Consider the following 24,528-nt stretch of genomic DNA (forward strand, 5'->3'; position numbering starts at 1 on the left):
GCGCTGGATGGGCGCTGCGCTGGCACTCGCCGAACGAGGCCGAGGTCGAACCGCGCCCAACCCCAATGTCGGCTGCGTGATCGTGCTCGAAGGCCGGGTGGTCGGGCGCGGCTGGACGCAGGTTGGCGGACGTCCGCATGCCGAGGCGATGACGCTGGCCGAGGCTGGCGCGGAGGCTCGGGGGGCTACGGCTTACGTGACGCTGGAGCCGTGCGCACATCAGTCTCCGCGCGGGCCTGCATGCAGCGACCTGCTGATCGAGGCAGGCGTTGCGCGTGTCGTTGCCGCGCTCGAAGATCCCGATGCACGAACGGCAGGGCAGGGTTTTGCCCGGCTGGAGGCCGCTGGCATCGCCGTGACGCGCAGCGTTCGCGCGAACGAAGCTAGACGTTCGATGGCCGGCTTTCTCACCCGGCAGGCGCTCGGCCGCCCGCACGTCACCCTGAAGCTTGCAACATCGCTCGACGGCTGCATCGCGATGGCGGACGGATCGAGCCGCTGGATCACCGGCCCGCAAGCCCGCGCCCACGCGCATCTCGAGCGGAGTCGGCACGAAGCGATCCTCGTCGGGCGCGGCACGTATGACGCCGATGCGCCGCGACTCGACGTGCGGCTACCAGGGCTGGAAGCTCGCGGACCGATGCGCGTGCTTTTATCTTCGACCGCTGAAGACCTGCCCGGTTGGACCGTCATCGCTGCGCCGCAGAACGTCGCTACCCTTCCCCGCGTCGACCACATCCTCGTCGAAGGCGGCGCGGCCGTAGCGTCAGCGTTCCTCGCGGCCGATCTGGTCGACCGCATCCTCCTTTACCGCGCCCCGATCCTGATCGGCGGCGGCAAGCCTGCACTCCGCGACATCGGCCTCACAGACCTGGCCCAAGCACATGGTCGGTGGGCGATCGTCGATGCGCGGCAACTTGGCATGGACCGGCTCGAGGTCTACGAGCGCGAACGAAACGAGGCATAATGTTCACCGGAATCGTCACCGACATCGGCACCGTCACAACCGTGGAATCGCCCGGCGATACGCGTGTAGTCGTGAGCACCGCCTATGATACCGCCACCGTTGATCTCGGCGCGTCGATCTCCTGCTCGGGCGTCTGCCTGACCGTCGTGGATAAAGGCCCGAACTGGTTCGCGGTCGACGTCTCCGGCGAGACGATCAGCCGTACCGCCAAGGATCAGTGGACTGAAGGCCGAAAGTTCAACCTCGAACGCGCGATGAAGCTCGGCGACGAACTCGGCGGCCATATCGTCACGGGCCACGTCGACGGCCTCGGCACCGTCGTCGCGCTCGCGGAGGAAGGCGGCTCGCACCGCGTCACCATCCGCGCTGGCGCCGACATCGCGCCGTTCATCGCACCCAAGGGTTCGGTAACGGTCGATGGCGTCTCGCTCACGGTAAACAGCGTCAAAGACATCGATGGGGAGGTCGAATTCGGCCTCAACATCATCCCGCATACCTGGGCGGTCACCACGCTCGGGACGATCCAGATGGGGCAGTCGGTCAATATCGAGATCGATGTCCTCGCCCGCTATCTCCAACGCATGGAGCATTACCGTGTCAAAGCCAGCTGAATTAGCCCGTCTCAAGCACGGCTATCTGTCGAGCCCCGAAGAGATCATCGACGAGGCGCGCAATGGCCGGATGTTCATCCTGGTCGACGACGAGGACCGCGAAAATGAGGGCGATCTCGTCATCCCCGCGCAGATGGCTACCCCTGAGAAGATCAACTTCATGGCGAAGTTCGGTCGCGGCCTGATCTGCCTCGCGCTGACCAGGGAGCGGACCGAGGAACTTGGGCTCGAACTGATGAGCCGCAACAACGGCACTCGTCACGAGACCGCGTTCACCGTGTCCATCGAGGCGCTCGAAGGCGTCACCACCGGCATCTCCGCCGCCGATCGCGCTCGGACGATCGCGGTGGCGGTCGATGCGACCAAGGGCAAGCCGGACATCGTCACCCCCGGCCACGTCTTCCCGCTGGTCGCGCGCGACGGCGGCGTGCTGATCCGCGCCGGCCATACCGAGGCTGCGGTCGACGTCGCGCGGCTCGCCGGGCTCAACCCCTCGGGCGTGATCTGCGAGATCATGAACGAAGACGGCACGATGGCGCGGATGGACGACCTCGTCACCTTCGCGCAGTTCCACAACGTCAAGATCGGCACGATCCGCGACCTGATCGCGTACCGCCGCCGCCACGATCACCTCGTCGAGAAGCGCGCCGAGGCCAAGTTTACCTCCGAATGGGGTGGCGACTGGAGCGCGCTGACATTCTGGAACAAGGCGACCGGCACCGAGCAGGTCGCGCTGGTCAAGGGCAAGATCGACCCCGCCAAGCCGACGCTGGTCCGCATGCACGCGCTGTCGCCGTTCGCGGACATCTTCGGCGAATCGGGCGATCGCGGTCGTATTCTCGCGCGATCGATGCAGATGATCGCGGACGAGGGCGCTGGCGTGATCGTCGTCATCAACCGGCCGCGCAGCAACACCTTCACCTCGGCCGTGATGAAGAAGGCGGGCGCGGAGATCACCCCGGACATGGAGGAACTGCGCGACTACGGCGTCGGCGCGATGATCCTGACCGAACTCGGCGTCCACGACATGGTGCTGATCACCAACACGCATCACACGCTGGTCGGCCTCGACGGCTACGGCCTGTCAATCGTCGGCGAGCGCCCGATCGCCTCCCTGAACACCGAAAAGAGCAACTGATGGCGCATCTCCTTATCGTCGAAGCCCGGTTCTACGATCACCTCAACGACCTGCTGGTCGAAGGCGCGAAGGCCGCGATCGAAGCCGCCGGCCACACGCACGAGACGATCACCGTGCCCGGCGCGCTCGAAGTCCCTGGCGCGATCGCGCTGGCGGCCGAGAGCGAGACGTTCGACGCCTATGTCGCGCTTGGCGTCGTGATCCGCGGCGAGACCTATCATTTCGAGATCGTCGCGGGCGAGAGCGCACGCGGGATCATGCAGCTGACGATGGACGGCTTGGCCGTCGGCAACGGCATCCTGACCACCGAGAACGAGGCGCAGGCGTTGACCCGCGCGAAGCCCACCGAAGGCGACAAGGGCGGTGGCGCGGCGAACGCGGCGCTGGCGATGCTCGCGCTCAAGGACCGCTTCATCGCATGACCGCGCCGGTGCTCCTGACGGAGCGCCTGTTGCTCCGGCCCTTGGGACCGGAGGATGCCGAGGCGTGGTATGCGTTCCACGTCGATCCCGTCACGATGCGCCATCTCGGTGGTGTTCAGTCGCGCAGCGTTGCCTGGCGCGGTCTTTGCGCGATGGCGGGTGCGTGGAGCATTCGCGGCTTCTCGATGTTCGCGGTGACGCTGCGCGATACCGGCGAATGGATCGGCCGCGTCGGCCCGTGGCAGCCCGAAGACTGGCCGGGAACGGAAATCGGCTGGGGACTCGCATCGCAGTTCGCCGGTCGCGGGTTCGCACGCGAGGCGGCGACGGCAACGATCGACTATGCGGTGGATGTGCTCGGCTGGACCGACATCATCCACACCATCGCACCCGACAACGCCGAGTCGATCGCACTCGCGCGGCGGCTCGGGTCGACCAACCGCGGCCCAACGACACTTCCCCCGCCGCTCGAATCGCTGCCGGTAGACGATTGGGGCCAGAGCGCCGCCGACTGGCGGGCGCGGAGAGCAGGCCGTGGGTGACGTGATCAACCTGCGGCTCGTCCGAAAACGGCGGGCTCGTGACGAGGCTTCGTCGACGGCGGATCGGAACCGCAAGCTGTTCGGGCGGACCACGGCGCAGCAGGCTGCGGACGCGGCCGCGAAGACTCGGATCGAGAGGGCGCTCGACGGCGCGAGGCTCGATTCCACCTCCGACACGTTCGAGGAATAACCTCGCCTTCATCCTTCCGACAGCAAGGTCGTCCCGGGGCCCCTTATCTTGGCAGCGTCAGACTGAACCAACGTTCGATTTACGATCCTGACCCGCCACAGGAAGGATCGATCAAGTCTGCGCCCTAGAATTGCGAAAATCGTGATAGCTTTGCCGGAACCGAAGGCAGGTCGGCCGCGCCGCCCGCAACAATCACGGTGCCGATGTCCTTTGAGCAAGTACGTGTCGGTAGTTGTGCGGCATGATGCCTTCCTTGTTCTGCCGCGAAGGCGGGAGCCCAGACTGGATCCCCGCCTTCGCGGGGAAACAAGATTCTCAGGAGTTGAGCCAACTGTCCTCAACTGCCTCACCATAGGAACGTCACGCCCGCCGCGCCGTTATGCCTCCGTAACAAAGGGGCGCTCATGATTTCGGATGCGAATGCGACGTTGTTCGCCAAACTCGGCTTCGCCGCGCGCGGGGTGGTGTATATTCTCGTCGGCTGGTTCGCGGTCGACGCGGCGTTGCGCGGTGGCGAGATCGCCGACAATCAGGGCGCGATCGGGTCGATGGCGGACGAGGCGTTCGGCCCGGTGCTGCTCGCGATCGTCGCCGCGGGCCTGCTCGGCTACGCGGTCTGGCGACTGACGGAGGCCGCAGCGAACCCCGAGCAGATCGGCAGCGACGTCAAGGGCAGCCTCAAGCGGATCGGCCACGTCGTCAGCGGCATCGCGCATCTGATTCTCGCCTGGACAGCCGCCAAGCTCGCGATGAAGACCGGATCGCGCGACGCCGCCGTCTCACCCGGGGACGAGAGTGCGCGCGACTGGACCGCGTTGCTACTCGACCAACCGGCCGGACGTGTTCTGGTCGGCGCCGTCGCAGTCGGCGTACTGGTCGCCGCCTTCCAGCAGGCGCAGAAGGCGTGGCGCGGTGACTTCATCCACGATCTGCGTGGCGACGCTCCCGCGCCCGGTTATGTCTGCACGATGGGGAGGATCGGCTACGGGGCGCGGGCGCTCGTGTTCCTAATCGTCGCCGGGCTGTTCGGATTAGCTGCATGGACCGCGCATGCCAGCGACGCGGGCGGCGTGGCCGAGGCACTGGAACGGCTGCAATCGCAACCGGGCGGCAAGTGGTTGCTCGCGCTGACCGGTATCGGGCTGGCGCTGTTCGGCGCGTACAGTCTGGTCGAGGCGCGCTTCCGCCGGATCCATGTCGACCTGCCGGGTACCGATTAGAGCTTTCTTCTCTCCCATGTCCCCTCCCCGTTAAGGCGGGGGGCCAACGATGGCGTTCGTGTCCTTGGCTCCTGCCCTCGCGGAAGAACGACAATGATAGCCAGCGGCAAAAGATCACGGGTGCATCAGGGGATCGTTAAGCCGCGGACGTTACGGAGATCGTCATGTACACGATCAGCTTCGACGTCCCGACCAAGACACTCAACATCGTCACCGAGGGGTTCTGGTCGGTCGCGACGACGGCGGCGTTCTCGGCAGAGCTGCTCGCTCGGGGATCGGCAGCGCGGCTGTATCACGGCCGGTTCGTCGTGCTCGCCGACCTGCGAAAGGCCGCCATCCAGCCGTTGAAGGTCGTCGATGCGCTGGAGGCGATGATGCCCAAGGCGTTGAAGGTGACGTCCGCACCGATCGCCGCGGTGGTGGCGTCGCATCTGGCCAAGCTTCAGACCGAACGCTATCTGAAGGCCGAGAACTGCCGGACGTTCCTTGATATCGACGAGGCTAAGGCGTGGCTGGCCGGGGATCACCCGCACGCCTGAGTCGCGGTCAGCCTTCGCTGGCCGTTTCCAGCAAAGCCGCCTCGACCTCCTCGACGCTGATACCGAACGCCCCCGCGAGCGCCGACAGCGACGCACCGCGATCCGCCAAGGTCCGTATCCGCTTCGGATCGACGATGGTGGTGTAATTGCGAGTATCGCGCACCTTCTTCGTCTCTTCGCCACTCCGCGCAAGCGCGCCCGAGCGGCGGCGCTTCGAGATCTTCAGCGCCTCGACGTCGTTGGTCGGCGGCGCATCGAGCCGCGCCTTGATCCGCTGATCCTCCTCGATCCGCCGGCTTTCGCGGGCGTGTTCGCGCTCTTGGGACTGGAGATCACGTTGGGCGGCGCGCGATTCGGATCGCTGTTCAGACGCGGCAAGCCGCTCCTTTGCGCGCTGCTCGCGGCCGTTGGCACGCTCCTCCGCGCGTTTTGCGGCCCGGTCGGCGGTACCGGGCATGAGCGGCCCCGTTCCCCTGCCGCCGCTCGGCCAGCCGTCGGTCATTCGATATCCTGTCGTCACCGGTACGCTACCCAGAGCGCGGAAGCGCGCTGCTAGGCCATGGCGTCATCGGTGACCAGGGCCCTGACGATCCTCCCCCTTGTGGGGGAGGATCGAGCGTCTTTCAGCCGTTACGCGTTCACGGTCTCGAGCGCGGGGTAGTCGATGTAGCCCTCGGGGCCCTGGCTGTACCACGTCTTCGCATCGTCCTGTGCGAGCGGTGCGCCGGTGCGCAGGCGCTCGGGCAGGTCGGGGTTCGCGATGAACGTGCGACCGAAGGTGATCGCGTCGGCATTGCCCGAATCGAGCTCGGCCTGCGCTTCTTCGACGGTCGTGTAGTCCGAGTTCACGATCAGCACGCCGTTGAACGCCTTGCGGATCGCCGGGCTGAGCTTCGGCACGTCGGTCTTGCCGAAGGTACCGTCGGGGCCGGGCTCGCGCAGTTCGAGGAACGCGATGCCGAGATCGGACAGCGCCTTGGCAGCGGCAGTGAACAGCGCCTCGGGGTTGCTGTCGTCGACACCCTGCGAATCGCCGTTCGGCGACAGGCGGACGCTGACGCGGTCGGCGCCGGCAACCGAGATCACGCGCTCGGCGACTTCACGCAGTAGGCGGACGCGGTTCTCGATCGAGCCGCCATATTCGTCGGTGCGGAAATTGGCGTTGTCGCGCAGGAACTGGTCGATCAGATAGCCATTCGCCGCGTGAATCTGCACGCCGTCAAAGCCGGCCGCGAGCGCGTTCTTGGTCGCCAGTTCGTAGTCGGCTAGCAGGCGCGGGATCTCGTTGGTATCGAGCGGACGCGCGACCTCGAAATCCTTCTTGCCTTCGAACGTGTGCGCCTGGCCTTCGGTCGCGGTCGCCGACGACGACACGGGCTGCGTTTCGTACACCGACGAGTGGCCCTGGCGACCCATGTGCCACAGCTGCGCGACGATCCGACCGCCGGCGGTGTGAACCGAGTCGGTGACGGGCTTCCAGGCGGCGACCTGCGCATCGGTCCACAAACCCGGCGCGAACGGCCAGCCGAGACCTTCGCGGCTGATGCCGGTGGCTTCCGAGATGATCAGGCCGGCGCTCGCACGCTGCGTGTAATACTCGACCATGATGTCGGACGGCACCGCATCCCTGTCGGCACGCCCGCGGGTGAGCGGCGCCATGATGATGCGGTTCGGCGCTTCGACGGCACCAAGGGTAATCGGATCGAAAAGGCTAGGCATGGGGGCTCCTTATTGGCCTGACGGGCGGAAGATAGGAGGCTACAGGGCGGCATGCATCGCCCCGACCCGCAAAGATTATCTAGCGTGCCCGATACGGCGCACGGTTTGACGCCGGCCGCGCAAAGTGTTGCCGCGCCGGGGCTTATCGCCTTCGCGGCGCTGGTGGTGGCGAACGTTGCGCTAGCGTTCGGGCCGTGGTTCGTGCGTGCGACCGAAGTAGGGCCGGTGGCCGCAGGGTTCTGGCGGCTCACCCTTGCCGTGCCGTTCTTGATCGCCTTGGCGGTCCAGCAGGGCGCGCGGCCGACCCGGTTGAGCCGCGGCGTGTGGATCGGGTTGATCGTCGGCGGCGTATGTTTCGCAGCAGATCTCGGCGCGTGGCATCTCGGCATCCGGCGCACGACGCTCGCCAACGCGACGCTGTTCGGCAACGCGGCGACTCTGATCTTCCCGATCTACGGCTTCCTGATCGCGAAGACGTGGCCGACGCGGACTCAGGGATGGGCGCTGGTACTGGCGGCGACGGGCGCTGCGTTGCTGCTCGGGCGTTCTTATCAGCTCGATGCGAAGAACCTCGTGGGCGACCTGCTCTGCATCCTCGCGGGGCTGCTCTACACGGTCTATTTCATCCTGATGGCGCGCGCGCGGGCGACGCTGGCGCCGCTCTCCGCGCTGACTTTATCGACGCTGGCAGGGATCGTGCCGCTGCTCGTGTTCGCGCTGGCGATGGGCGAGCGGGTGATGCCGACGCAGTGGGGGCCGCTGATCGGGCTCGCTCTGTGCAGCCAGGTGCTCGGCCAGGGGTTGATGATCTATGCGCTCGGCCGCTTCTCGCCGCTGGTGATCGGGATCGCGTTGCTGATCCAGCCGGTGGTCGCGGGCGTGGTCGGCTGGCTGGTGTATGGCGAGCGGCTCGGCGCGGCGGATCTGGTCGGCGTCGTGATGGTGGCGGTCGCGCTGGTGCTCGTCCGCCGGGGACCTCCCCCGGAAGTCCCCCTTGAAGACGCGCTTGATACGCATGATTTTGAACGGCAGGAGACGGTATGACCCAGGACCTTACGCTCGACGAAATCCGCGCAAAGCTCGCCCCCGGCATCGCCGCCAACGCGGCGTTCGACGGCTGGAGCGACGCCGCGCGCGACATGGCCGCGCAGGCCGAGGGGATCGACACCGACATCGCCGCGCTCGCGTTCAAGGACGGTCCAGTCGACATGATCGACGCGTGGTTCGCGCACATCGATGGCGTGATGCTGGCCGCGGTGCCGCCCGAGCGGCTCGCGCTGATGAAGATCCGTGAGAAGATCACCGCGCTGGTCGAGGCACGGCTCGACGCGACATCGATCGATCGCGAGTCGCTGCGGCGCGCGCTGGCGATCCTCGCGCTCCCGCAGAACCTGGCGAAGGCGACACGGCTTGGCTGGCGGACGGTCGACACGATCTGGCGTGCCGCCGGCGACGTCGCGACCGACTATAATTACTATACCAAGCGGACGATCCTGCTCGGCGTGTACGCGTCGACGATCACGGTGTTCCTCGACGACGAAAGCGAAGGTCTGGCGGAAACCCGCGCGTTCCTCGGTCGCCGGATCAACGGGATCATGCAGTTCGAGAAGGCCAAGGCAGGGTTCCTCAAGCGCACCGAACACGGTTTCAGCCTGTCGCGATTCGTCGGCCGCCTGCGCTATCCGACTGCCTGAAGCTTCCAACACTCGGCTAAGTACCTCTGTCTTCTGCTTTTCATTCGGATGGCGAGGCGTCGAGGCGGTCGTAACCAACGACGGTTAGGGCTTCCCTTCCCCGGACGTTACTGATAATCACTCGCATCATGGACACTCGCCCCGATCGTTCCGTCAGCCTCGAAACGCTGCCTCGCAAGCAGCATGGCATCGTTGCCGCGATCGAATGGGCACGACTTGCCGATCCCGAGGCGCGCCGGTTGCGCGAACTGGGCTTCGACGAGGGTGTCGATGTCGAGGTTTTGCACCGCGCGACGCTGGGCCAGGGCCCGATCGCCTGCCGGATCGGCCGGATGACTGTCGCGCTCCGCCGCGCCGTTGCCGGCGCGATCCACGTCTCGCCAATGCCTGCCGCGGCTGAATAATCCTTTAAAATGAACGCAGCACCGCTGGTTGCGCTGGTCGGCAATCCCAATGCCGGCAAAAGCGCGCTGTTCAATGCGCTGACGGGTGCGCGCCAGAAGGTCGGCAATTATCCCGGCGTCACGGTCGAGCGGAAAGTCGGGCGGCTGATGCTCGACGACGGCCGGCCGATCGAACTGGTCGACCTGCCGGGCGCGTACAGCCTCGAACCCTCCTCCCCCGACGAGCGCGTGACTCGCGATGTCGTCACCGGCACGCAGGACGGCGAGCGCCTCCCCGACGCACTGGTCGTCGTCGTCGATGCCGCCAATCTCGACAACCATCTCCGCTTCACGCTCCAGCTGATCGCGCTCGGCCTGCCGGTCGTCGTCGCGCTCAACATGGTCGATCTCGCCGAGCGCGACGGCCTGAAGCTCGATCCCAAGATGCTCGAACGCGAACTCGGCGTGCCGGTGATCCCGACCGTCGCGGTGCGCAAGCGTGGCCTCGATGAGCTGAAGGCGGCGCTGTCCGCCATCGTCGTCAACGGCCCGATGCGCCTGCGGAAGTCGGATGGCAGCGTGCAGGACGACATCGTCACACTACAGCGCCGCGCGCGCCAGATCGCGACGTCTGCGACTGTCTCCGAGACGCAGGTCCGCCGCTGGACGCACATGCTCGACGCGGTCGCGCTGCACCCGGTCGCCGGGCCGATCCTGCTGCTCGCGATCATGTTCCTGATGTTCCAGGCGGTGTTCAGCTGGGCACAGCCGTTTATGGATGCGATCGACGCGGGCTTCACCGCGCTGCAAGGGTTCATCACCGCGGAACTCCCCGATTCGCTGCTCCGCTCGCTGCTGGTCGACGGCGTGATCGCCGGCGTCGGTGCGGTGATCGTGTTCCTGCCGCAGATCCTGATCCTGTTCCTCTTCATCCTCGTGCTCGAGGCGAGCGGCTACATGGTCCGCGCGGCGTTCCTGATGGACCGGGTGATGGCGAGCGTCGGGCTGTCGGGCCGCGCGTTCATCCCGCTGCTGTCGAGCTTCGCCTGCGCGATCCCCGGCATCATGGCGACGCGGACGATCGACGACGAGAAGGACCGCCTGACGACGATCCTGATCGCGCCGCTGATGACGTGCTCCGCGCGGCTGCCGGTCTACACGCTGATCATCGGTGCTTTCATCCCGAACACGCAGGTGCTGCCGTTCGTCGGGTTGCAGGGGCTGGTGATGCTCGGGCTGTACGTGATGGGCATCGTCGGCGCGTTCGTCGCGGCGCTGGTGCTGCGCCGGACGGTCACCAAGGGCGTGTCGTCGGGCTTCATGATGGAGATGCCGAAATACCAGTGGCCGCAGTGGCGCGACGTCGGCATCGGCCTGTGGAGCCGCGCGCAGATCTTCCTGAAGCGCGCCGGCGGGATCATCCTGACCTCGACGATCATCCTGTGGGTGCTGCTGAGCTTCCCCAAGCCTCCAGAGCAGCCCGCTGGCGCGCCCAAGATCTCGGCGGTCGATTATTCGGTCGCCGGGCGCATCGCCAACGGCATCGCGGCGATCTTCGCACCGATCGGCTTCAACCGCGACATCGTCCTCGCGCTGATCCCGGCGATGGCCGCACGCGAAGTTGCGGTCGCCGCGATCGGCACCGTCTATGCGATCGACGATCCCGACAGCAACCAGGGCGGCAAGGCGATGATCGAGAACCTCCGCGGTCGTTGGAGCCTGCCCACCGCGCTCGCCTTCCTGATGTGGTTCGTGTTCGCGCCGCAGTGCATTTCGACGATCGCCGTAACCCGCCGCGAGACAAATGGCTGGAAATGGCCTGCCTTCATGGTTGGCTATTTGTTCGCCGCCGCCTACATCATGGCTGGCATTACATACTGGCTGGCGGTGTTCGCCGGCCTCTGAGGGGCATCATGGCAGGCAGCGTCAACAAGGTCATCATCGTCGGCAATCTGGGGCGCGACCCGGAGAGCAAGGCGTTCCAGAACGGCGGCAAGGTCGTAAATTTGCGCATCGCGACATCGGAGTCCTGGAAGGACAAGATGTCGGGCGAGCGCAAGGAAAAGACCGAATGGCATTCGGTCGCGATCTTCAACGAAGGTCTCGCGAACGTCGCCGAGAAGTATCTCCGCAAGGGTTCGAAGGTCTATATCGAAGGCGCGCTCCAGACCCGGAAGTGGCAGGACGCGCAGGGTCAGGACAAATATTCGACCGAGATCGTGCTGCAGGGCTTCAACAGCGTGCTGACGATGCTCGACGGTCCGAACGGCGGCGCAGGCGGTGGTGCAGGCGGCGGCGGTGGTAGCCGCGGCGGTGGCGACGACTGGGCCGGCGGTGGCGGCGGCAACGACTTCGGCGGTGGTTCGTCGGGCGGCGGCGGCGGTTACGGCGGCGGTGGCGGTGGTCGTGGCGGCAGCGCGCCTTCCGGTGGTGGCGGCGCACGCGGTGGCAGCTTCGGCCAGACCGGCGGCTTCTCGGACGATCTCGACGACGACGTGCCGTTCTGATTGCCGTGACGACGCTGTATTCCGTTCCTAAGACCGCCATGTTCGACGAGGCCGAGCGCTCCCGCGTGATCTCGGCCTACGACGTAGCCGGTGCGCGTGCGAAGGGCCAGCTCGACGATATCGTGGCGTTCGCAGCCGAGCTGTGCGGCGCCCCGGTCGCGTTGCTGAGCCTGGTCGAGGAGGAATATCAGCGTTTCCTGGCGCGGACCGGCTTCGACCTGGAGCAGACTCCGCGCAGCATGTCGTTCTGTGCGCACGCGATGCACCATCACGAAGTGATGGAAGTGCCCGACGCGCAGGCCGATCCGCGTTTCGTCGATAACCCGCTGGTGACGGGCGAGCCGTATGTCCGGTTCTACGCCGGCGCGCCGCTCGTCTCCAGCGAGGGCGTGCCGCTGGGCGCACTCTGCGTGCTTGCGAACGAGCCCCGCGAAGGCCTGACCCGGTTCCAGCGTGACGGCCTCACGCTGCTCGCCAAGGCAGCAATGGGCCGGCTCGACGATCGCCGCACCGCGCGCGAACAGGCGATGGCCGAGGCGGAGGCGCGTCGTACGCTCGAGGCGAGCGACCTCAAGTTCCGCACGCTTGCCGACACCATGCCGCAGATGGTGTGGTCGACGCTGCCCGACGGCTTCCACGATTACTTTAACGCGCGCTGGTACGAGTTCACCGGCACGCCCGTCGGAACGACCGATGGCGAAGGCTGGAACGACATGTTCCATCCCGACGACCAGGATCGCGCCTGGGCGATCTGGCGCCAGTCGCTCGAAACCGGCGAGCCCTACAACATCGAATACCGGCTGCGGCATTTCGACGGCACGTATCGCTGGGTGCTAGGGCGCGCGCTGCCGGTGCGCGACGAAAGCGGTGCGATCCAGCGCTGGTTCGGGACGTGCACCGACATCCACGAACAGAAACTCGCCTATGAAGAGCGCGAGATCATCAGCCAGGAGCTGAGCCACCGCATCAAGAACATCTTCGCGGTGATCGCCGGGCTGATCGCGTTTTCCGCGCGGGGGAAGCCCGAGTTCGCGGGGATCGCGACCGATTTGCGTCACCGGATCAACGCGCTCGGCCGCGCGCACGACTTCGTCCGCCCGCACAGCGCCAACTCGCGTCCGGCTGCCGCGCAGAACAGCCTGCACGGCCTGTTGCAGGAATTGTTCGAACCGTATCAGCGGATCGACGGCGCGCGTATCAGCGTGACGGGCGACGACGTCAGCATCGACGATCGTTCGGCCACGCCGCTTGCTTTGATGTTCCACGAGCTTGCGACCAACGCGACGAAATACGGGGCGCTGGCGACCGAACTCGGCACGGTTCGGATCACTGTCACGGCCAACGACGAGACGGTGGCGCTGAACTGGTGTGAGCAGGGTGGCCCGTCCGTCACGACGCCGACGACGCCAGCGGGCTTCGGCACACAGTTGATCGAGATGAGCGCCGTACGCCAGTTGGGTGGTAGCGTGAGTCGGACTTGGAATAACGAGGGGCTGATCGTCGACCTGACGATCCCGAAAGCTGCGTTCAGCCGTTAGCTACCCGAATCACGTCGTCATGGGCGATAGGATCGTCGTTGCAGGCCAACGCCGCCGCGGCCAAAATCGCTGCGTCGCTGAACGGCTTGCGGATGTACCCGAGGCACTCCGCATCGCCGATCTGCGCAGGGTTGGCAGTCACGAACACGACCTTGACGCCGTAATCCTGCGCCATCCGCTTGGCGATCTCCGGCCCGGTCGGTCCGTCGCGCAGGTTGATGTCTACGAACGCGAAGTTGCAACCCGGCGCCGCCGCGATCGCGCTGTCTCGGTCCGCCGCGATCCCCGCGACGCCGTAACCAGCATCCATCAGAATTCTCTCGAGATCTAGTGCAACGAAAATCTCGTCTTCGACAATGAGGGCGGTCTTGGTCATCGGCGGAGTAACCAGTCGCCCATCGATCGGTTCCGCAATTTTGGTGATTTGGATCAACGGTTCGTCCCGATATGGTCCAACTCTTACAAACGATTACCGTCGCAGCAGGAATACCGCATGCTCGGCGAGCAGGTTGGCACCCCCGGCACCGGTGCGCTTTTCGCCCGACAAGAACCAGGCGTTCTCGACGGTGATCCCACGCGCTTTCACGAAGGCACGGAAATCGTCGATCGTGACGTGATGGATGTTCGGCGTGTCGTACCAGCTCTCGGGCAACTGCCGTGTCACCGGCATCCGCCCGCCCCAGAGCAGCGACAACCGCACGCGCCAGTGTGCGAAATTCGGAAAGCTGACGAAGGCGCGCCGGCCGATCCGCAACAGGTGATCGAGCACGAGATCGGGCGCGCGTGCGGTCTGCAGCGTCTGGCTGAGGATCGCGTAGTCGAAGCTCGCGTCGGGATAGCCGGCGAGGTCGATATCGGCATCGCCCTGGATCACCGACAGGCCGCGCGCGACCGCAGAGGCCACGTTGTGCGCATCGATCTCCAGCCCGCGGGCGTCGACGTCGCGGGTATCGCGCAACGCCGCCATCAGCGCGCCGTCGCCACAGCCGATGTCGAGTACGCGACTGCCCTGCGCGACGTTCTGGGCGATAACGGCCAGGTCGGTGCGCAATGTCTCAGGGGGCGTCATGGCGCGCTCCGCAATTGCTCGGCGAGGCCCGGAGCGAGCCTCTCCATGTATCGATCGGCGCGTACCAGCGGATGAAAACCGAGGTCCGCATACACGCCGTGCGCGTCGGCGGTGACGAGCCCGAACCTGCGCAACCCGGCGAACGACGGATGCTCGAGGAACCAGCTCACCATCCGTCGGCCGAGCCCCTGCCCTCGCGCCGACTCCTCGACCCACACGTCGGCGAGCCACGCGAAGGTGGCGTGATCGGTGATCATCCGCGCAAAGCCGACTTGCGCATCGTCCTGGTACGCACCGAGACAATGCGAGCCTGCGATCGCGCGTTCGACCAGCGTGCGCTCGATCCCCGGCGACCAATAGCTGGTCGCGAGCCATGCGTGGATGCGATCGACCTGCAACCGGCTCGCGTCGTCGGATAGAATGAGCGTCATCGGCCGGCCCTCAGGAAGCCGTCGACCACCCGGTTGAGATCGGGCGCCTTCAGCAGGAACGCGTCGTGGCCATACGGGCTCGACAGCTCGACGAAGCTGACCGGTGCGCCCGCTGCGTTCAAGGCCTGGACGATCGCGCGCGATTCTGCAGTCGGATATAGCCAATCGGTGTCGAAACTGACGAGGCAGAAGCGCGATTTAGTCGCGCGAAACGCATTGGCGAGCAATCCGCCATGTTCCTCGGCGAGATCGAAATAATCCATCGCCCGCGTGATGTAGAGGTACGAGTTCGCGTCGAACCGGTCGGTAAAGGCGAGCCCCTGGTGACGCAGATAGCTCTCGACCTGGAAATCCGCGTCGAACCCGAACGATTTGGCGTCGCGCGCCTGGAGCCGCCGGCCGAACTTCTCGGTCAGCCCTGCCTCCGACAGATAGGTGATGTGCGCCGCCATCCGCGCGACCGCGAGCCCCGCGGTCGGCGCGTCGTCGTCATGATACTCGCCGCCACGCCAGTTCGGATCGGCCATTACCGCCTGCCGTCCCACTTCGTGGAACGCGATGTTCTGCGCCGTATGACGCGCCGTCGAAGCGATCACGACGCACGCCTTCACGCGGTCGGGGAAGGTCGCGGGCCAGCTCAGTGCTTGCATTCCGCCCATCGATCCGCCGACCACTGCGTGGAGCACGCCGACGCCGAGATGATCGAGCAGCATCGCCTGCGCGCGCACCATGTCGCGGATCGTGATGACCGGGAAACTCATCGCCCAGGGGCGTCCGGTCGCCGGGTTGATCGTCGCGGGGCCGGACGTCCCCATGCAACTGCCGAGCACGTTGGCGCAGACGACGAAGTGGCGCGCAGGGTCGATCGGCTTGCCCTCGCCGACCATCCGCGTCCACCAGCCGGGCTTGCCGGTACGCGGGTGGTGCGAGGCGACGTGCTGATCGCCGGTCAGCGCGTGGCAGATCAGGATGGCGTTCGACGCATCGGCGTCGAGCGTGCCGTAGGTCTCGTAGGCGATGTCGACCGGTGACAGCAGGACGCCACCGTCTAGCCGCAGCGGCCCCGGCAATGTGACGCGCCGCGCAAGGCCGAAGCGCTGGTCGGTGTCGTGGCCGATGCTGGGGTCGATGGCAGGCGTTTCGAGCATGCCGCGCGCTACCATAGGGGGCCATCGTCATGCCAGCGCGGTGGTGGTCCCGTGGTGATGCGAAGCGGGCGTTCCTGGATCCTCCCCCGCAAGGGGGAGGTGGCTGGCGCTTGCCAGACGGAGGGGGCGGAAAGGAAACCAGCTGCTCCGTGTCCTCCCCCTCCGTCGCCTTCGGCGCCACCTCCCCCTGGCGGGGGAGGATCGTGAACGCCGTCCTTGCCACGCACAAAGATTGCCACCGCGCCACCGCGCCCGCTATGTCCCGCGGCCATGACAAACATCACGCCCGCCCCTGCGCCGAAGCCCTGGATCCTGGGGATCGCGCCGTACACGCCCGGTCGCTCGACGACCGATGATGGCCGCACGGTGATCAAGCTGTCGTCGAACGAGAACCCGCTCGGCACCAGCCCCGCCGCGAAGGCCGCATTCGACGCTGCCGACCGCACGCTGGAACGCTATCCGGATGCGGGCGCGGTCGAATTGCGCGAGGCGCTGGCGGCGCATTACGACCTCGATCCGGCGCGCGTCATCTACGGCACCGGCTCGGACGAGATCCTACATCTGGTCGCGGGCGCCTATGCGGGCCCCGGCGACGAGATCATCCACGTCCGCTACGGCTTCGCAGTGTACGAGATCGCAACGCGCCGGGTGGGGGCGGAGCCGGTGATCGTCGACGACCGCGACTATGCGACCGACGTCGACGCGATCCTCGCCGCCGTCACCGAGCGCACCCGCGTCGTGTTCGTCGCCAACCCGAACAACCCGACCGGCACCTTCACGCCGCGCGCCGAAATCGCGCGGTTGCATGCCGGGCTGCCGAAGTCTGTGCTGCTGGTGCTCGACCAGGCCTATGCCGAATATCTGTCGCCCGAGGAGGACGATGCCGGCCTCGCACTGGCGATGACCGAGGCGAACGTGCTCGTCACGCGGACCTTCTCGAAGATCCACGGGCTCGCCGCTGAGCGGATCGGCTGGGGCTATGCCTGCGCGCCGATCATCGACGCGATGCACCGCATCCGCGCGCCGTTCAACGTTACGACGGCAGGCCAAGCGGCGGCGGTCGCCGCGATCGGCGACACCGCCTTCGTCGATGCGACGCGCGCGCATAACGACACGTGGCGCGGCTGGTTCGTCGAGCAGATCGCGCAGATGGGCAATGCCGGGCTTCGTGCCGTGCCGTCGAAGGCGAACTTCGTGCTCGTGCTGTTCGAGGGCAGTCTGACCGCCGACGCCGCGTATCACGGGCTGATGGACGCGGGCTACATCGTCCGCTGGCTGCCGGGCCAGGGCCTGCCCAACGCGTTGCGCATCACAATCGGTACCGAGGCAGAAACGCGCGGCGTCACCGCGGCGCTGCGTGCATTGGTCGAAGCCGCCTGATGCTGCCGTTCGCGCGCGTCGCGATCATCGGGCTGGGACTGATCGGCTCGTCGGTAGCGCGCGCGATCCAGGCGACGATGCCGACGGTGCGCGTCACCGGCTACGACGCCGATCCGAACGTGCGCGAGACCGCGGACCGGCTACAGTTCTGCGACGATGTCGCGAGCTCGGCAGGGGCGGCGGTGATCGACGCCGATCTCGTGATCCTGTGCGTGCCGGTCGGCATCATGGGTGAGGTTGCTGCCGAGTTCGCGGCCGAATTGCCGGCGGATGCGGTCGTAAGCGACGTCGGCAGCTGCAAGGCGGAGATCGTCCGCGCGCTGACCGAAGCGCTACCGAACGCAACCGTGATCCCCGCGCACCCGGTCGCAGGCACCGAGCGGAGCGGCCCCGAAGCCGGCTTTGCAACGCTGTTCCGTCACCGCTGGTGCATCGTCACGCCGCCCGAAGGCGCCGACCCGGTCGCGGTCGAGCGCGTCTCCGAATTCTGGCGCAGGCTCGGCGCGCAGGTCGAGACGATGGCGCCCGAGCATCACGACCGCGTGCTCGCCGTCACCAGCCATCTGCCACATCTGATCGCCTACACGATCGTCGGCACCGCGGGCGATTTGGAAGAAGTGACGCAGTCTGAGGTCATCAAATATTCGGCGGGCGGTTTCCGCGACTTCACGCGCATCGCCGCGTCGGACCCGACGATGTGGCGCGACATCTTCCTCAACAACCGCGAGGCGGTGCTGGAAATGTTGCAGCGCTTCTCGGAGGATCTGAGCCATCTCCAGCGGGCGATCCGCTGGGGGGATGGGGATGCGCTGTTCGACCTGTTCACGCGGACTCGGGCGATCCGGCGGAGCATCGTCGAGCAGGGGCAGGACGACGACGTCCAGGATTTCGGGCGTACGCACGGTTGAGCGGCGCTCAACTTACCTAAACGCCACCCCGGCGAAAGCCGGGGCCCAATTGGGTAGGCTCGAGTAACCGCGAGCAACGCACATTAAAAACGTCCCCCAATTGGGCCCCGGCCTTCGCCGGGGTGGTCGACGGTTTGGTCTAGTCCAGCGCGTTCATCGCCGCATGGACTCGCTGCTCCGCCTCTTCGCGCGGCAGGCCCGGCGGCACCACCTCGCCGAACCGGAAAGTGATCACACCCGGCAGCTTCGGCCCCTTTTTCGGCCACACCAGCCCGCTGTCGCACGCGATCGGCACCGTCGGCATCTTCAGCGCACGATACAGCCCGGCAAACCCCGGCTTCAGCGGCGGATGCTCGCCCGGCGATACCCGCGTCCCTTCCGGAAAAATGAGGATCGAGCGTCCGGTCGCCTTCGCCGCGGTCGCCTCGCGCATCATGTTCCGCATCGCCTTGGCCGAAGCCTCGCGGTCGACGACGATCGCGCCGTAGCGCCGTGCCGCCCAGCCCCAGGCCGGGATGTCCGCCAGTTCGCGCTTCAACACGATCGCGGGGCCGTCGAGCAAACGCTGCAACTCGAGCGTCTCGAACATCGCCTGGTGCTTGCATGCGTAGAACGCCGGCTCGGTCGGTCGCGTCCCTTCCACGCGGATATGAACGCCGAGGATCACGCGTGCGCACCAGCGGTGAAAGCGCGTCCAGATCGTCGAATGCACGATTACCGCGCGCGAGCCGAACAGCGCCGAGATCGGCACGGTCACCACGATCGGCACCGAGATCGTGTAGAAAACGAGCATGAACGCCCAGTTGCGCAGCCAGATCATCCGCCAAATCCAATCCACAATGCGATCCGGCGAAGGATCAACTTGTTATATTCGTTGACCAAGGTCCCGAGGCGCGGTGTCCCCGGCACCCCGTCGCCGAGAATCACGACGTTCCTGTCGAGCGCCGCCGCCAGTTCCATTCGGGCGCGCGCGACGTGCCAATCCGAGGTCACCAGCCGCACCGACCGGTATTTGTGCACGCGCACCCACTGCGCGGTTTCCTCGGCGTTCGAGCGCGTATCGACCGCGTCCGCGCCGAGATCGATGCAGCACGCGAACAACGCGGGCGACGTGCGATACTCAAGCGCGAGATCGATCGGCCGCACCCCCGGCGCGACTCCCGTCACGAGCATCCGCTTCGCCTGGTGATCGCGGAGCAGCGCGATGCCGCGATCGATCCGCCCTGCCCCGCCGGTCGGCACGACGATCGCATCCGAGGTGAACCCGTCGAGCGGTTTCGGCAGCAGCAGCATGAACAGCGCGAACCCGAACGCCCAGGCGAGCGCCATGATGCCGAACAGCCGGACGATCACAGGATATGCCTCAGCGCGCGAACGATCGTCACACGGGCGGCGAGCGTGGCGAGGACGACGAACGCGATCGGCAGTATCGCCAGCGCCACCCAGTCGACTCCGCCCAGCGTCACCCCGCCGAGCAGTTCCGAACCCAGTCCGTGCAACCGGATGCCGACGAACGCGACCACCAGCAACGCCGCGACACCGCCGCCGAGTCCGCCGATGGTCGCGTCGAGCGCGATCCGCCGCTGGAACAGCCGCGCGACCTGGAGATCGGTCGAGCCGAGTATGTGCATGACCGCGATCGTCTCGCGGTGCGTCTCCAGCCCCGCGCGCGCGGCCAGCACGACGACCGCGGCGGTCGCGCTTGCCATCAGCAGGACCAGCGCCAGTGCGAGAAACGTCAGCGAGCGCATCACGTCGTTGACCGGCGACATCCAGCTTTCGTGGCGGTCGACGCGGACGATCGGGCTCAGGCGGCGGACACTGGTCGCGACCCGCGTGGCGGCCGACTTGTCCTGGTTGGCGAGGTCGACGTCGATCATCGCGGGCACGGGCAATTGCGGGTCCGCGCCATCGGACCCGAGCCAGGGTTGCAGCAGCCGGGTAAGCTCGGCGCGATCGACCGGTGTCGCGGTCGCGACCGCCGGCATCGTCTTCAACGCAGCCAGCACTCGAGCAGCAACCGCGTTACGGCGGATCGGATCGCCATCGACGACCTGCACCGTCAACCGCCCAACGAGCTGCCGATCCAGCAACCGCGCCGCGCCGGCCGTCGCCAGTCCCAGGGCCGCCGCGAGCATCGTCAGGAACAACATGATCGCCATCACCCACGTCATCGCGCGCAGGCCACCGGCTTCGTCGAGCACGCGGCGTTCGGCCGACGACCGGGCTTTGGTGCCGCGACTCATCATTCGGGCCGCGTCGGTGGATAGCGCAGCGAACCGGTCGGATCGAGCAATCGCCCGCGATCGAGCCGCATCATCTGCGCCCCCGGGATCCGCCCGAGCAGATGGAAGTCATGCGTCGCGACCACCACGGTCGTACCCAGCTTGTTGAGCGATTCGAACAGGTGCAGCAGTCGCTCGGCCATGTCGGGATCGACGTTGCCGGTCGGCTCGTCCGCGACCAGGATCTCGGGGCGCGCGATCACCGCGCGGGCGATCGCGACGCGCTGCTGCTCGCCGCCCGATAGTGTTGCCGGCCGCGCATCCGCACGCTCGGTCAGCCCGACCCAGGCGAGCATCTCGCGCACCGGTTGCTCGATGTCCGCCTCTGGCATCCCCGCCACACGCAACGGCAGCGCGATATTGTCCCAGGTCGACAGATGTGGGACCAGCCGGAAATCCTGGAAGACCACGCCGATCCGCCGCCGAAACCCGGGCAACCGATCGCGCGACAACACCACCGCGTCCTCGCCGAACAGCCGGATCACGCCGCGTGTCGGGCGCTGTGCGAGATAGAGAAGCTTGAGCAGCGAGGTTTTCCCCGCGCCGCTCGCACCGGTCAGGAAATAGAACGCGCCGCTGCGCAGCGTGAAGCTGAGGTCCGCCAGCGTCTCTGGCCCTGCATCAGGGCCCGTGCCGTAGCGAAGCCCGACGTTTTCGAATTGGACGATATTCGCCATGACGTGGTTGCGCCCGCTCTCGCCCGCTTGATGCCCGTGCCAATGCCCGTATCGGCGCTTTCGCATGAAAGCGCGCGCCGCTTCAAGCTTGCCACATATGCGGGCCGCGTGCTTATTCGGCATGAGATACGGTCGCGCTCCGGCGGCCGCTGGTGAAGCGTACCCATGATCCTCCAATGTCCCGAGTGCAGCACGCGCTATCTGGTCCCCGACAGCGCGATCGGGACCGAAGGGCGCACCGTGCGCTGCGCCAGTTGCAAGCATAGCTGGTTCCAGGCCGCCGCACCGGACGTCGAGGATGCGCTGGAGATCCCGGAGCCGACGCCACTCGCCCCCGCACCACCACCGCTCGCCCCGCTGGCGCGGCCGCCGATCGTGGAGCCGGCCGAACGGTTCGCGCCGTTCGCCCCCGCCGCACCGATCGCGCCCGAGCCTGCGGTCTTGGCACCCACATTCGTTCCGCCGGCAACGCCGCAGATCGAGAACCTGCCCGTTCGCCTGCGTCGCAACACGACGCGGCGCTGGACGATCGTCGCGGTGCTGGCCGGGCTGCTGATGCTGATCGCGGCGGGCGCGATCGTGTATCTCGGTGCACCCGGCGTCGCGGCGAAGCTTGGGTTCGGGACCGGCAGCGACGAGACGCCGTTGCGGTTGCGCGACAATCCGATCGAACGGCGCGAGCTCGACAACGGTTCGGAACTGTTCGCGGTGAGCGGCCAGGTGACCAACCCGTCCGACCAGCGCCAGCGCGTGCCCGACATCCGCGCCGAACTCCGCGATGCGCAGGGGCGGCTGGTATACAGCTGGACGATCACCCCGCAGCAGCGAACGCTGGCGCCGGGCGGTGCGATCGATTTCAACTCCGCGACGCTGAACGTGCCCGCGAACTCCAAGCGGCTCGAGTTGAGCTTTGCCGGCGAGGCGACGCGCTAGGCGCGCCGCAAACGCCGACTTACGATCCAGAACCGCGCGCCGTGCAACAGCGCGGCGGTCAGCATCCCCAGCCCGGAGGCATAGACCAGCCCCATCGGCCCCACGCCAGCGCGCACAAGCCACCAGCCCGCGCCACCGGTGACGATGAAATACGCTACGATGCTGTTCACGCCCGCCACGACCTGATCGCCGAGCGAGCGGAGCGCGTAGACCAGTACCACCTGCGCGCCGTCGAACAGGATGAACGGCGCCCACACCGGCAGCATCGCCAGCGCGACCGCATGAGTCGCGGCATCGGCCGGAAACGCCGCGACGATCGGCCCCCGCGCGACGATCAGCACGATCCCGCACACACCCAGCGCGAGCATCGACAGCCCGGTCGCGATCAGCGCGCGCGAGATACCGGCCTTGGGATCCCCCTCGCCCACCGCATTGCCGACACGGACGCCACACGCGGAGCCAAGCCCAAGCGCCAACCCGAACGTGACGTTGTGAACCGAGAACACGATCTGGAACGCGTGCGCGACGTCGTCGCCGAACTGCGTCGACAATGCGATCAGAAGCGAGAAGCCGGCAAGCTCCAGACCGGACGCAACGGCTGGCACGATCCCGAACACCGCCAGCGCCGCGATCCCGGCTGGCACGCCGCGCCATGCGGCCAGATCGATTCGCCGAACGCCGCGTTCCTTTGCGCGCGGCAAGGTCAGCGCCGCGGCGATCATCCCGACCGCCCCCAATCCCGACGCGATCGCGGTGGCCGTCGCTGCCCCGACCGCCCCCATCGCCGGCAGCCCGAGATGACCGCCCGACATCGCCCAGGCGAGCATCGCGTTCAGCGGAAGAATCGACAGATTCACCACCGCGACACGGCGCGGCCGGCTGGCGCCCTCCAGGAAGAAGCTCGCGGCGACGATCATCAACTGCGGCGGATAGGTGAACGCCATGACCCGCACGACCCGCCCGGCCGGCTCGACCAGCGCGGGCGCGACGCCGATCCCGGCGAGCATCGCGTCCGCGAACACGAACATCACGCCGCCGACCACCAGCCCGAGCAGCAGCCCCAGCACCAGTCCTTCGCGAAGTACCTGCCCGGTCCGCGGCAGATCCCCTGCCCCGTCGGCGCGCGCGGTATGAACGAGCACGCCCGACAGCCATGCGAGACCGGTGACGATCGCGATGAACGTCAGCGACCGGCTCGCACCCAGCGCCGCAACCTCATGCGCGCCGACGAGGCCTACGACGATCACGTCGGTGACGTGCAGGATCGTCCAGTTGAGGCTGGTCAGCATCACCGGCCAGGCCAGCGCGAGGATGCGCCGCGTTTCGGCCTGCGTATCGGTCGAGAGAACGGGCACGAGCATTGTTTGCGGTACTGGACGAACGCTTTTTCGCAAAGGGCGTTGCGTAGCGTTCAAACCCTTGCTAGTGGCGCTCGCCTACCAGATGCCGGGTCCGCCCGGTGATGTTTCATGGGCGGCCATGGCGGAACTGGTAGACGCGCAACGTTGAGGTCGTTGTGGGCGAAAGCCCGTGGAAGTTCGAGTCTTCTTGGCCGCACCATTTTTTCAGATTAGCGTAAACACCCCCTTCGAGGGTCCCCCTTTCGCGGCCGTGCGTTGGGCTTGGCGGAGGCATTGCATGAGTTCGATCGACGACACGATCATCGACACGCCCGAGGGCCCGATGACGTTTGCGCAGTGGAAGAAGAAGAACCCGGTCCAGCTGCCCTCGCGCCGGACCAAGGGGAAGAAGCTGCCCAACAAGGTGAAGCTGACCACCGACGAGAAGTAGCAGTGGCTGGGGCTGGAGTGCCCGACCGATAAGCCGACGCGCGCCCCTCCCTGGAAGGGAGGGGTTGGGGATGGGTTGGCTAGCTTGTGTTACTCCGGTTCGGATTTTGCGGAAGCCGACCCACCCCCGGCCCCTCCCTTCCAGGGAGGGGGGAAGATAGCGGAAGCGCTTTTGCCGCTCAGTGCTTCCCCGAACTCACTGCCCCCTGCCTTGCCCGAATCATCCGCGCCTGGAACTTCACGCGCTGCCAGAAGGTCGCGTCATCGAGGCGCCATTGGCGGATCGCCTGAGTCGCCAGCGTCTCGATCAGCGCCTCGCTGGTCGCCGCATCTTGCGCCGCAAACGCCCGTGCGAGGTCCTCGACGCACGGACCGTGGTCGGTGAAGTCGCGCGGCAGCGGCATGGGTATGGGCTGGCTCGGCATCGGCATAGGTCT

Annotated in this window: 30 protein-coding genes and 1 tRNA gene; 19 read left to right on the forward strand and 12 right to left on the reverse strand. The window is 66.8% G+C overall.

All coding sequences use genetic code 11. The features are described 5' to 3' along the window. The first annotated feature begins 7 nt into the window (after positions 1–7). The 8 genes from ribD to C8J39_RS12665 all read left to right on the forward strand — a co-directional run bounded on the left by ribD (position 8) and on the right by C8J39_RS12665 (position 5,629). Positions 8–967 (forward strand): bifunctional diaminohydroxyphosphoribosylaminopyrimidine deaminase/5-amino-6-(5-phosphoribosylamino)uracil reductase RibD, encoded by a 960-nt coding sequence (ribD, locus tag C8J39_RS12630; RefSeq protein ID WP_183037992.1) that lies wholly within the window; start codon positions 8–10, stop codon positions 965–967. Beyond that, complete coding sequence (locus tag C8J39_RS12635; RefSeq protein ID WP_120300775.1) at positions 967–1,578, forward strand: riboflavin synthase; 612 nt, start codon at positions 967–969, stop codon at positions 1,576–1,578. Before ribD ends, C8J39_RS12635 begins: the two co-directional genes overlap by 1 nt. Beyond that, entirely contained in the window at positions 1,562–2,716 is a 1,155-nt protein-coding gene (ribB, locus tag C8J39_RS12640) for a 3,4-dihydroxy-2-butanone-4-phosphate synthase (protein ID WP_136188794.1), read from the forward strand. The genes C8J39_RS12635 and ribB overlap by 17 nt, the downstream gene beginning before the upstream one ends. Beyond that, positions 2,716–3,138, forward strand: a complete 423-nt coding sequence (gene ribH, locus C8J39_RS12645) for a 6,7-dimethyl-8-ribityllumazine synthase (protein ID WP_120300777.1) — start codon at positions 2,716–2,718, stop codon at positions 3,136–3,138. The genes ribB and ribH overlap by 1 nt, the downstream gene beginning before the upstream one ends. After that, on the forward strand, positions 3,135–3,680 hold the full coding sequence (locus tag C8J39_RS12650; protein ID WP_120300778.1) for a GNAT family N-acetyltransferase: 546 nt from the start codon (positions 3,135–3,137) through the stop codon (positions 3,678–3,680). The genes ribH and C8J39_RS12650 overlap by 4 nt, the downstream gene beginning before the upstream one ends. Continuing rightward, positions 3,673–3,870: a DUF4169 family protein gene (locus tag C8J39_RS12655; RefSeq protein WP_120300779.1), complete on the forward strand. Its 198-nt coding sequence runs from the start codon at positions 3,673–3,675 to the stop codon at positions 3,868–3,870. The genes C8J39_RS12650 and C8J39_RS12655 overlap by 8 nt, the downstream gene beginning before the upstream one ends. Before the next feature lie 404 nt (positions 3,871–4,274). Further along, the gene (locus C8J39_RS12660) at positions 4,275–5,090 is read left to right on the forward strand and encodes a DUF1206 domain-containing protein (protein ID WP_120300780.1); all 816 of its coding nucleotides are present in this window, start codon (positions 4,275–4,277) and stop codon (positions 5,088–5,090) included. Between the two features lie 164 nt (positions 5,091–5,254). Beyond that, entirely contained in the window at positions 5,255–5,629 is a 375-nt protein-coding gene (locus tag C8J39_RS12665; protein WP_120300781.1) for a hypothetical protein, read from the forward strand. Between the two features lie 7 nt (positions 5,630–5,636). Here the strand turns inward: C8J39_RS12665 and C8J39_RS12670 are convergent, their stop codons facing one another. Both C8J39_RS12670 and C8J39_RS12675 read right to left on the reverse strand, forming a co-directional pair. After that, positions 5,637–6,131, reverse strand: a complete 495-nt coding sequence (locus tag C8J39_RS12670) for a hypothetical protein (protein ID WP_243649976.1) — start codon at positions 6,129–6,131, stop codon at positions 5,637–5,639. Between the two features lie 128 nt (positions 6,132–6,259). Next, on the reverse strand, positions 6,260–7,348 hold the full coding sequence (locus C8J39_RS12675; RefSeq protein WP_120300782.1) for an alkene reductase: 1,089 nt from the start codon (positions 7,346–7,348) through the stop codon (positions 6,260–6,262). Positions 7,349–7,399: 51 nt separating this feature from the next. Between C8J39_RS12675 and C8J39_RS12680 the strand changes: the two genes are divergently transcribed. The 6 genes from C8J39_RS12680 (at position 7,400) to C8J39_RS12705 (ending at position 13,470) form a co-directional block, all read left to right on the forward strand. Continuing rightward, on the forward strand, positions 7,400–8,392 hold the full coding sequence (locus C8J39_RS12680) for a DMT family transporter (protein ID WP_120300783.1): 993 nt from the start codon (positions 7,400–7,402) through the stop codon (positions 8,390–8,392). After that, complete coding sequence (locus C8J39_RS12685; RefSeq protein ID WP_120300784.1) at positions 8,389–9,042, forward strand: COQ9 family protein; 654 nt, start codon at positions 8,389–8,391, stop codon at positions 9,040–9,042. Before C8J39_RS12680 ends, C8J39_RS12685 begins: the two co-directional genes overlap by 4 nt. Before the next feature lie 128 nt (positions 9,043–9,170). Beyond that, the gene (locus C8J39_RS12690; RefSeq protein WP_056487822.1) at positions 9,171–9,446 is read left to right on the forward strand and encodes a FeoA family protein; all 276 of its coding nucleotides are present in this window, start codon (positions 9,171–9,173) and stop codon (positions 9,444–9,446) included. Between the two features lie 9 nt (positions 9,447–9,455). Next, positions 9,456–11,330 (forward strand): ferrous iron transporter B, encoded by a 1,875-nt coding sequence (locus C8J39_RS12695; protein ID WP_120300785.1) that lies wholly within the window; start codon positions 9,456–9,458, stop codon positions 11,328–11,330. A gap of 8 nt (positions 11,331–11,338) precedes the next feature. Further along, positions 11,339–11,932 carry a single-stranded DNA-binding protein gene (ssb, locus tag C8J39_RS12700; RefSeq protein ID WP_120300786.1) on the forward strand — a complete coding sequence of 198 codons (594 nt, stop codon included), beginning with the start codon at positions 11,339–11,341 and terminating at the stop codon, positions 11,930–11,932. A gap of 38 nt (positions 11,933–11,970) precedes the next feature. Next, complete coding sequence (locus tag C8J39_RS12705; protein WP_120300787.1) at positions 11,971–13,470, forward strand: sensor histidine kinase; 1,500 nt, start codon at positions 11,971–11,973, stop codon at positions 13,468–13,470. Here C8J39_RS12705 and C8J39_RS12710 read toward each other — a convergent pair. From C8J39_RS12710 to C8J39_RS12725, 4 genes are all read right to left on the reverse strand, one after another. Then, positions 13,460–13,846 (reverse strand): response regulator, encoded by a 387-nt coding sequence (locus tag C8J39_RS12710; protein ID WP_120300955.1) that lies wholly within the window; start codon positions 13,844–13,846, stop codon positions 13,460–13,462. The genes C8J39_RS12705 and C8J39_RS12710 overlap by 11 nt on opposite strands. A gap of 93 nt (positions 13,847–13,939) precedes the next feature. Then, positions 13,940–14,539, reverse strand: a complete 600-nt coding sequence (gene metW / locus C8J39_RS12715; RefSeq protein WP_120300788.1) for a methionine biosynthesis protein MetW — start codon at positions 14,537–14,539, stop codon at positions 13,940–13,942. Beyond that, the gene (locus C8J39_RS12720; protein WP_120300789.1) at positions 14,536–14,970 is read right to left on the reverse strand and encodes a GNAT family N-acetyltransferase; all 435 of its coding nucleotides are present in this window, start codon (positions 14,968–14,970) and stop codon (positions 14,536–14,538) included. The genes metW and C8J39_RS12720 overlap by 4 nt, the downstream gene beginning before the upstream one ends. Continuing rightward, a complete protein-coding gene (locus tag C8J39_RS12725) occupies positions 14,967–16,118 on the reverse strand; it encodes a homoserine O-acetyltransferase (RefSeq protein WP_120300956.1) in 1,152 nt (383 codons plus the stop codon). The genes C8J39_RS12720 and C8J39_RS12725 overlap by 4 nt, the downstream gene beginning before the upstream one ends. Positions 16,119–16,388: 270 nt before the next feature. On the opposite strand from C8J39_RS12725, the gene hisC reads away from it, so the two are divergent. Next, entirely contained in the window at positions 16,389–17,498 is a 1,110-nt protein-coding gene (gene hisC / locus C8J39_RS12730) for a histidinol-phosphate transaminase (RefSeq protein WP_120300790.1), read from the forward strand. After that, positions 17,498–18,406: a prephenate/arogenate dehydrogenase family protein gene (locus C8J39_RS12735; protein WP_120300791.1), complete on the forward strand. Its 909-nt coding sequence runs from the start codon at positions 17,498–17,500 to the stop codon at positions 18,404–18,406. The genes hisC and C8J39_RS12735 overlap by 1 nt, the downstream gene beginning before the upstream one ends. A 139-nt stretch (positions 18,407–18,545) precedes the next feature. Here C8J39_RS12735 and C8J39_RS12740 read toward each other — a convergent pair whose 3' ends face one another. The 4 genes from C8J39_RS12740 to ftsE are packed head-to-tail and all read right to left on the reverse strand — an operon-like array spanning position 18,546 to position 21,368. Beyond that, positions 18,546–19,226: a 1-acyl-sn-glycerol-3-phosphate acyltransferase gene (locus C8J39_RS12740; protein ID WP_120300792.1), complete on the reverse strand. Its 681-nt coding sequence runs from the start codon at positions 19,224–19,226 to the stop codon at positions 18,546–18,548. Further along, positions 19,223–19,759, reverse strand: a complete 537-nt coding sequence (locus C8J39_RS12745) for a YdcF family protein (RefSeq protein WP_120300793.1) — start codon at positions 19,757–19,759, stop codon at positions 19,223–19,225. The genes C8J39_RS12740 and C8J39_RS12745 overlap by 4 nt, the downstream gene beginning before the upstream one ends. After that, positions 19,756–20,655: an ABC transporter permease gene (locus C8J39_RS12750; protein ID WP_310793825.1), complete on the reverse strand. Its 900-nt coding sequence runs from the start codon at positions 20,653–20,655 to the stop codon at positions 19,756–19,758. The genes C8J39_RS12745 and C8J39_RS12750 overlap by 4 nt, the downstream gene beginning before the upstream one ends. Continuing rightward, on the reverse strand, positions 20,652–21,368 hold the full coding sequence (ftsE, locus tag C8J39_RS12755; RefSeq protein ID WP_056064191.1) for a cell division ATP-binding protein FtsE: 717 nt from the start codon (positions 21,366–21,368) through the stop codon (positions 20,652–20,654). The genes C8J39_RS12750 and ftsE overlap by 4 nt, the downstream gene beginning before the upstream one ends. A gap of 165 nt (positions 21,369–21,533) precedes the next feature. On the opposite strand from ftsE, the gene C8J39_RS12760 reads away from it, so the two are divergent. Continuing rightward, positions 21,534–22,301, forward strand: a complete 768-nt coding sequence (locus tag C8J39_RS12760; RefSeq protein WP_120300795.1) for an MJ0042-type zinc finger domain-containing protein — start codon at positions 21,534–21,536, stop codon at positions 22,299–22,301. Here the strand turns inward: C8J39_RS12760 and C8J39_RS12765 are convergent. After that, positions 22,298–23,662 (reverse strand): MATE family efflux transporter, encoded by a 1,365-nt coding sequence (locus C8J39_RS12765; protein ID WP_259457545.1) that lies wholly within the window; start codon positions 23,660–23,662, stop codon positions 22,298–22,300. The two genes, C8J39_RS12760 and C8J39_RS12765, sit on opposite strands and share 4 nt — an antisense overlap. Before the next feature lie 112 nt (positions 23,663–23,774). Between C8J39_RS12765 and C8J39_RS12770 the strand changes: the two genes are divergently transcribed. Both C8J39_RS12770 and C8J39_RS18805 read left to right on the forward strand, forming a co-directional pair. Further along, positions 23,775–23,861, forward strand: a tRNA-Leu gene (locus C8J39_RS12770). A 78-nt stretch (positions 23,862–23,939) separates the two neighbouring features. Next, positions 23,940–24,092, forward strand: a complete 153-nt coding sequence (locus tag C8J39_RS18805; RefSeq protein WP_165886441.1) for a hypothetical protein — start codon at positions 23,940–23,942, stop codon at positions 24,090–24,092. A 178-nt stretch (positions 24,093–24,270) separates the two neighbouring features. Here C8J39_RS18805 and C8J39_RS12775 read toward each other — a convergent pair whose 3' ends face one another. Then, positions 24,271–24,522, reverse strand: a complete 252-nt coding sequence (locus C8J39_RS12775; protein WP_120300796.1) for a hypothetical protein — start codon at positions 24,520–24,522, stop codon at positions 24,271–24,273. Positions 24,523–24,528 lie beyond the last annotated feature (6 nt).

The organism is Sphingomonas sp. PP-CC-1A-547, assembly GCF_003610375.1.
Taxonomy (GTDB): Bacteria; Pseudomonadota; Alphaproteobacteria; order Sphingomonadales; family Sphingomonadaceae; genus Sphingomonas.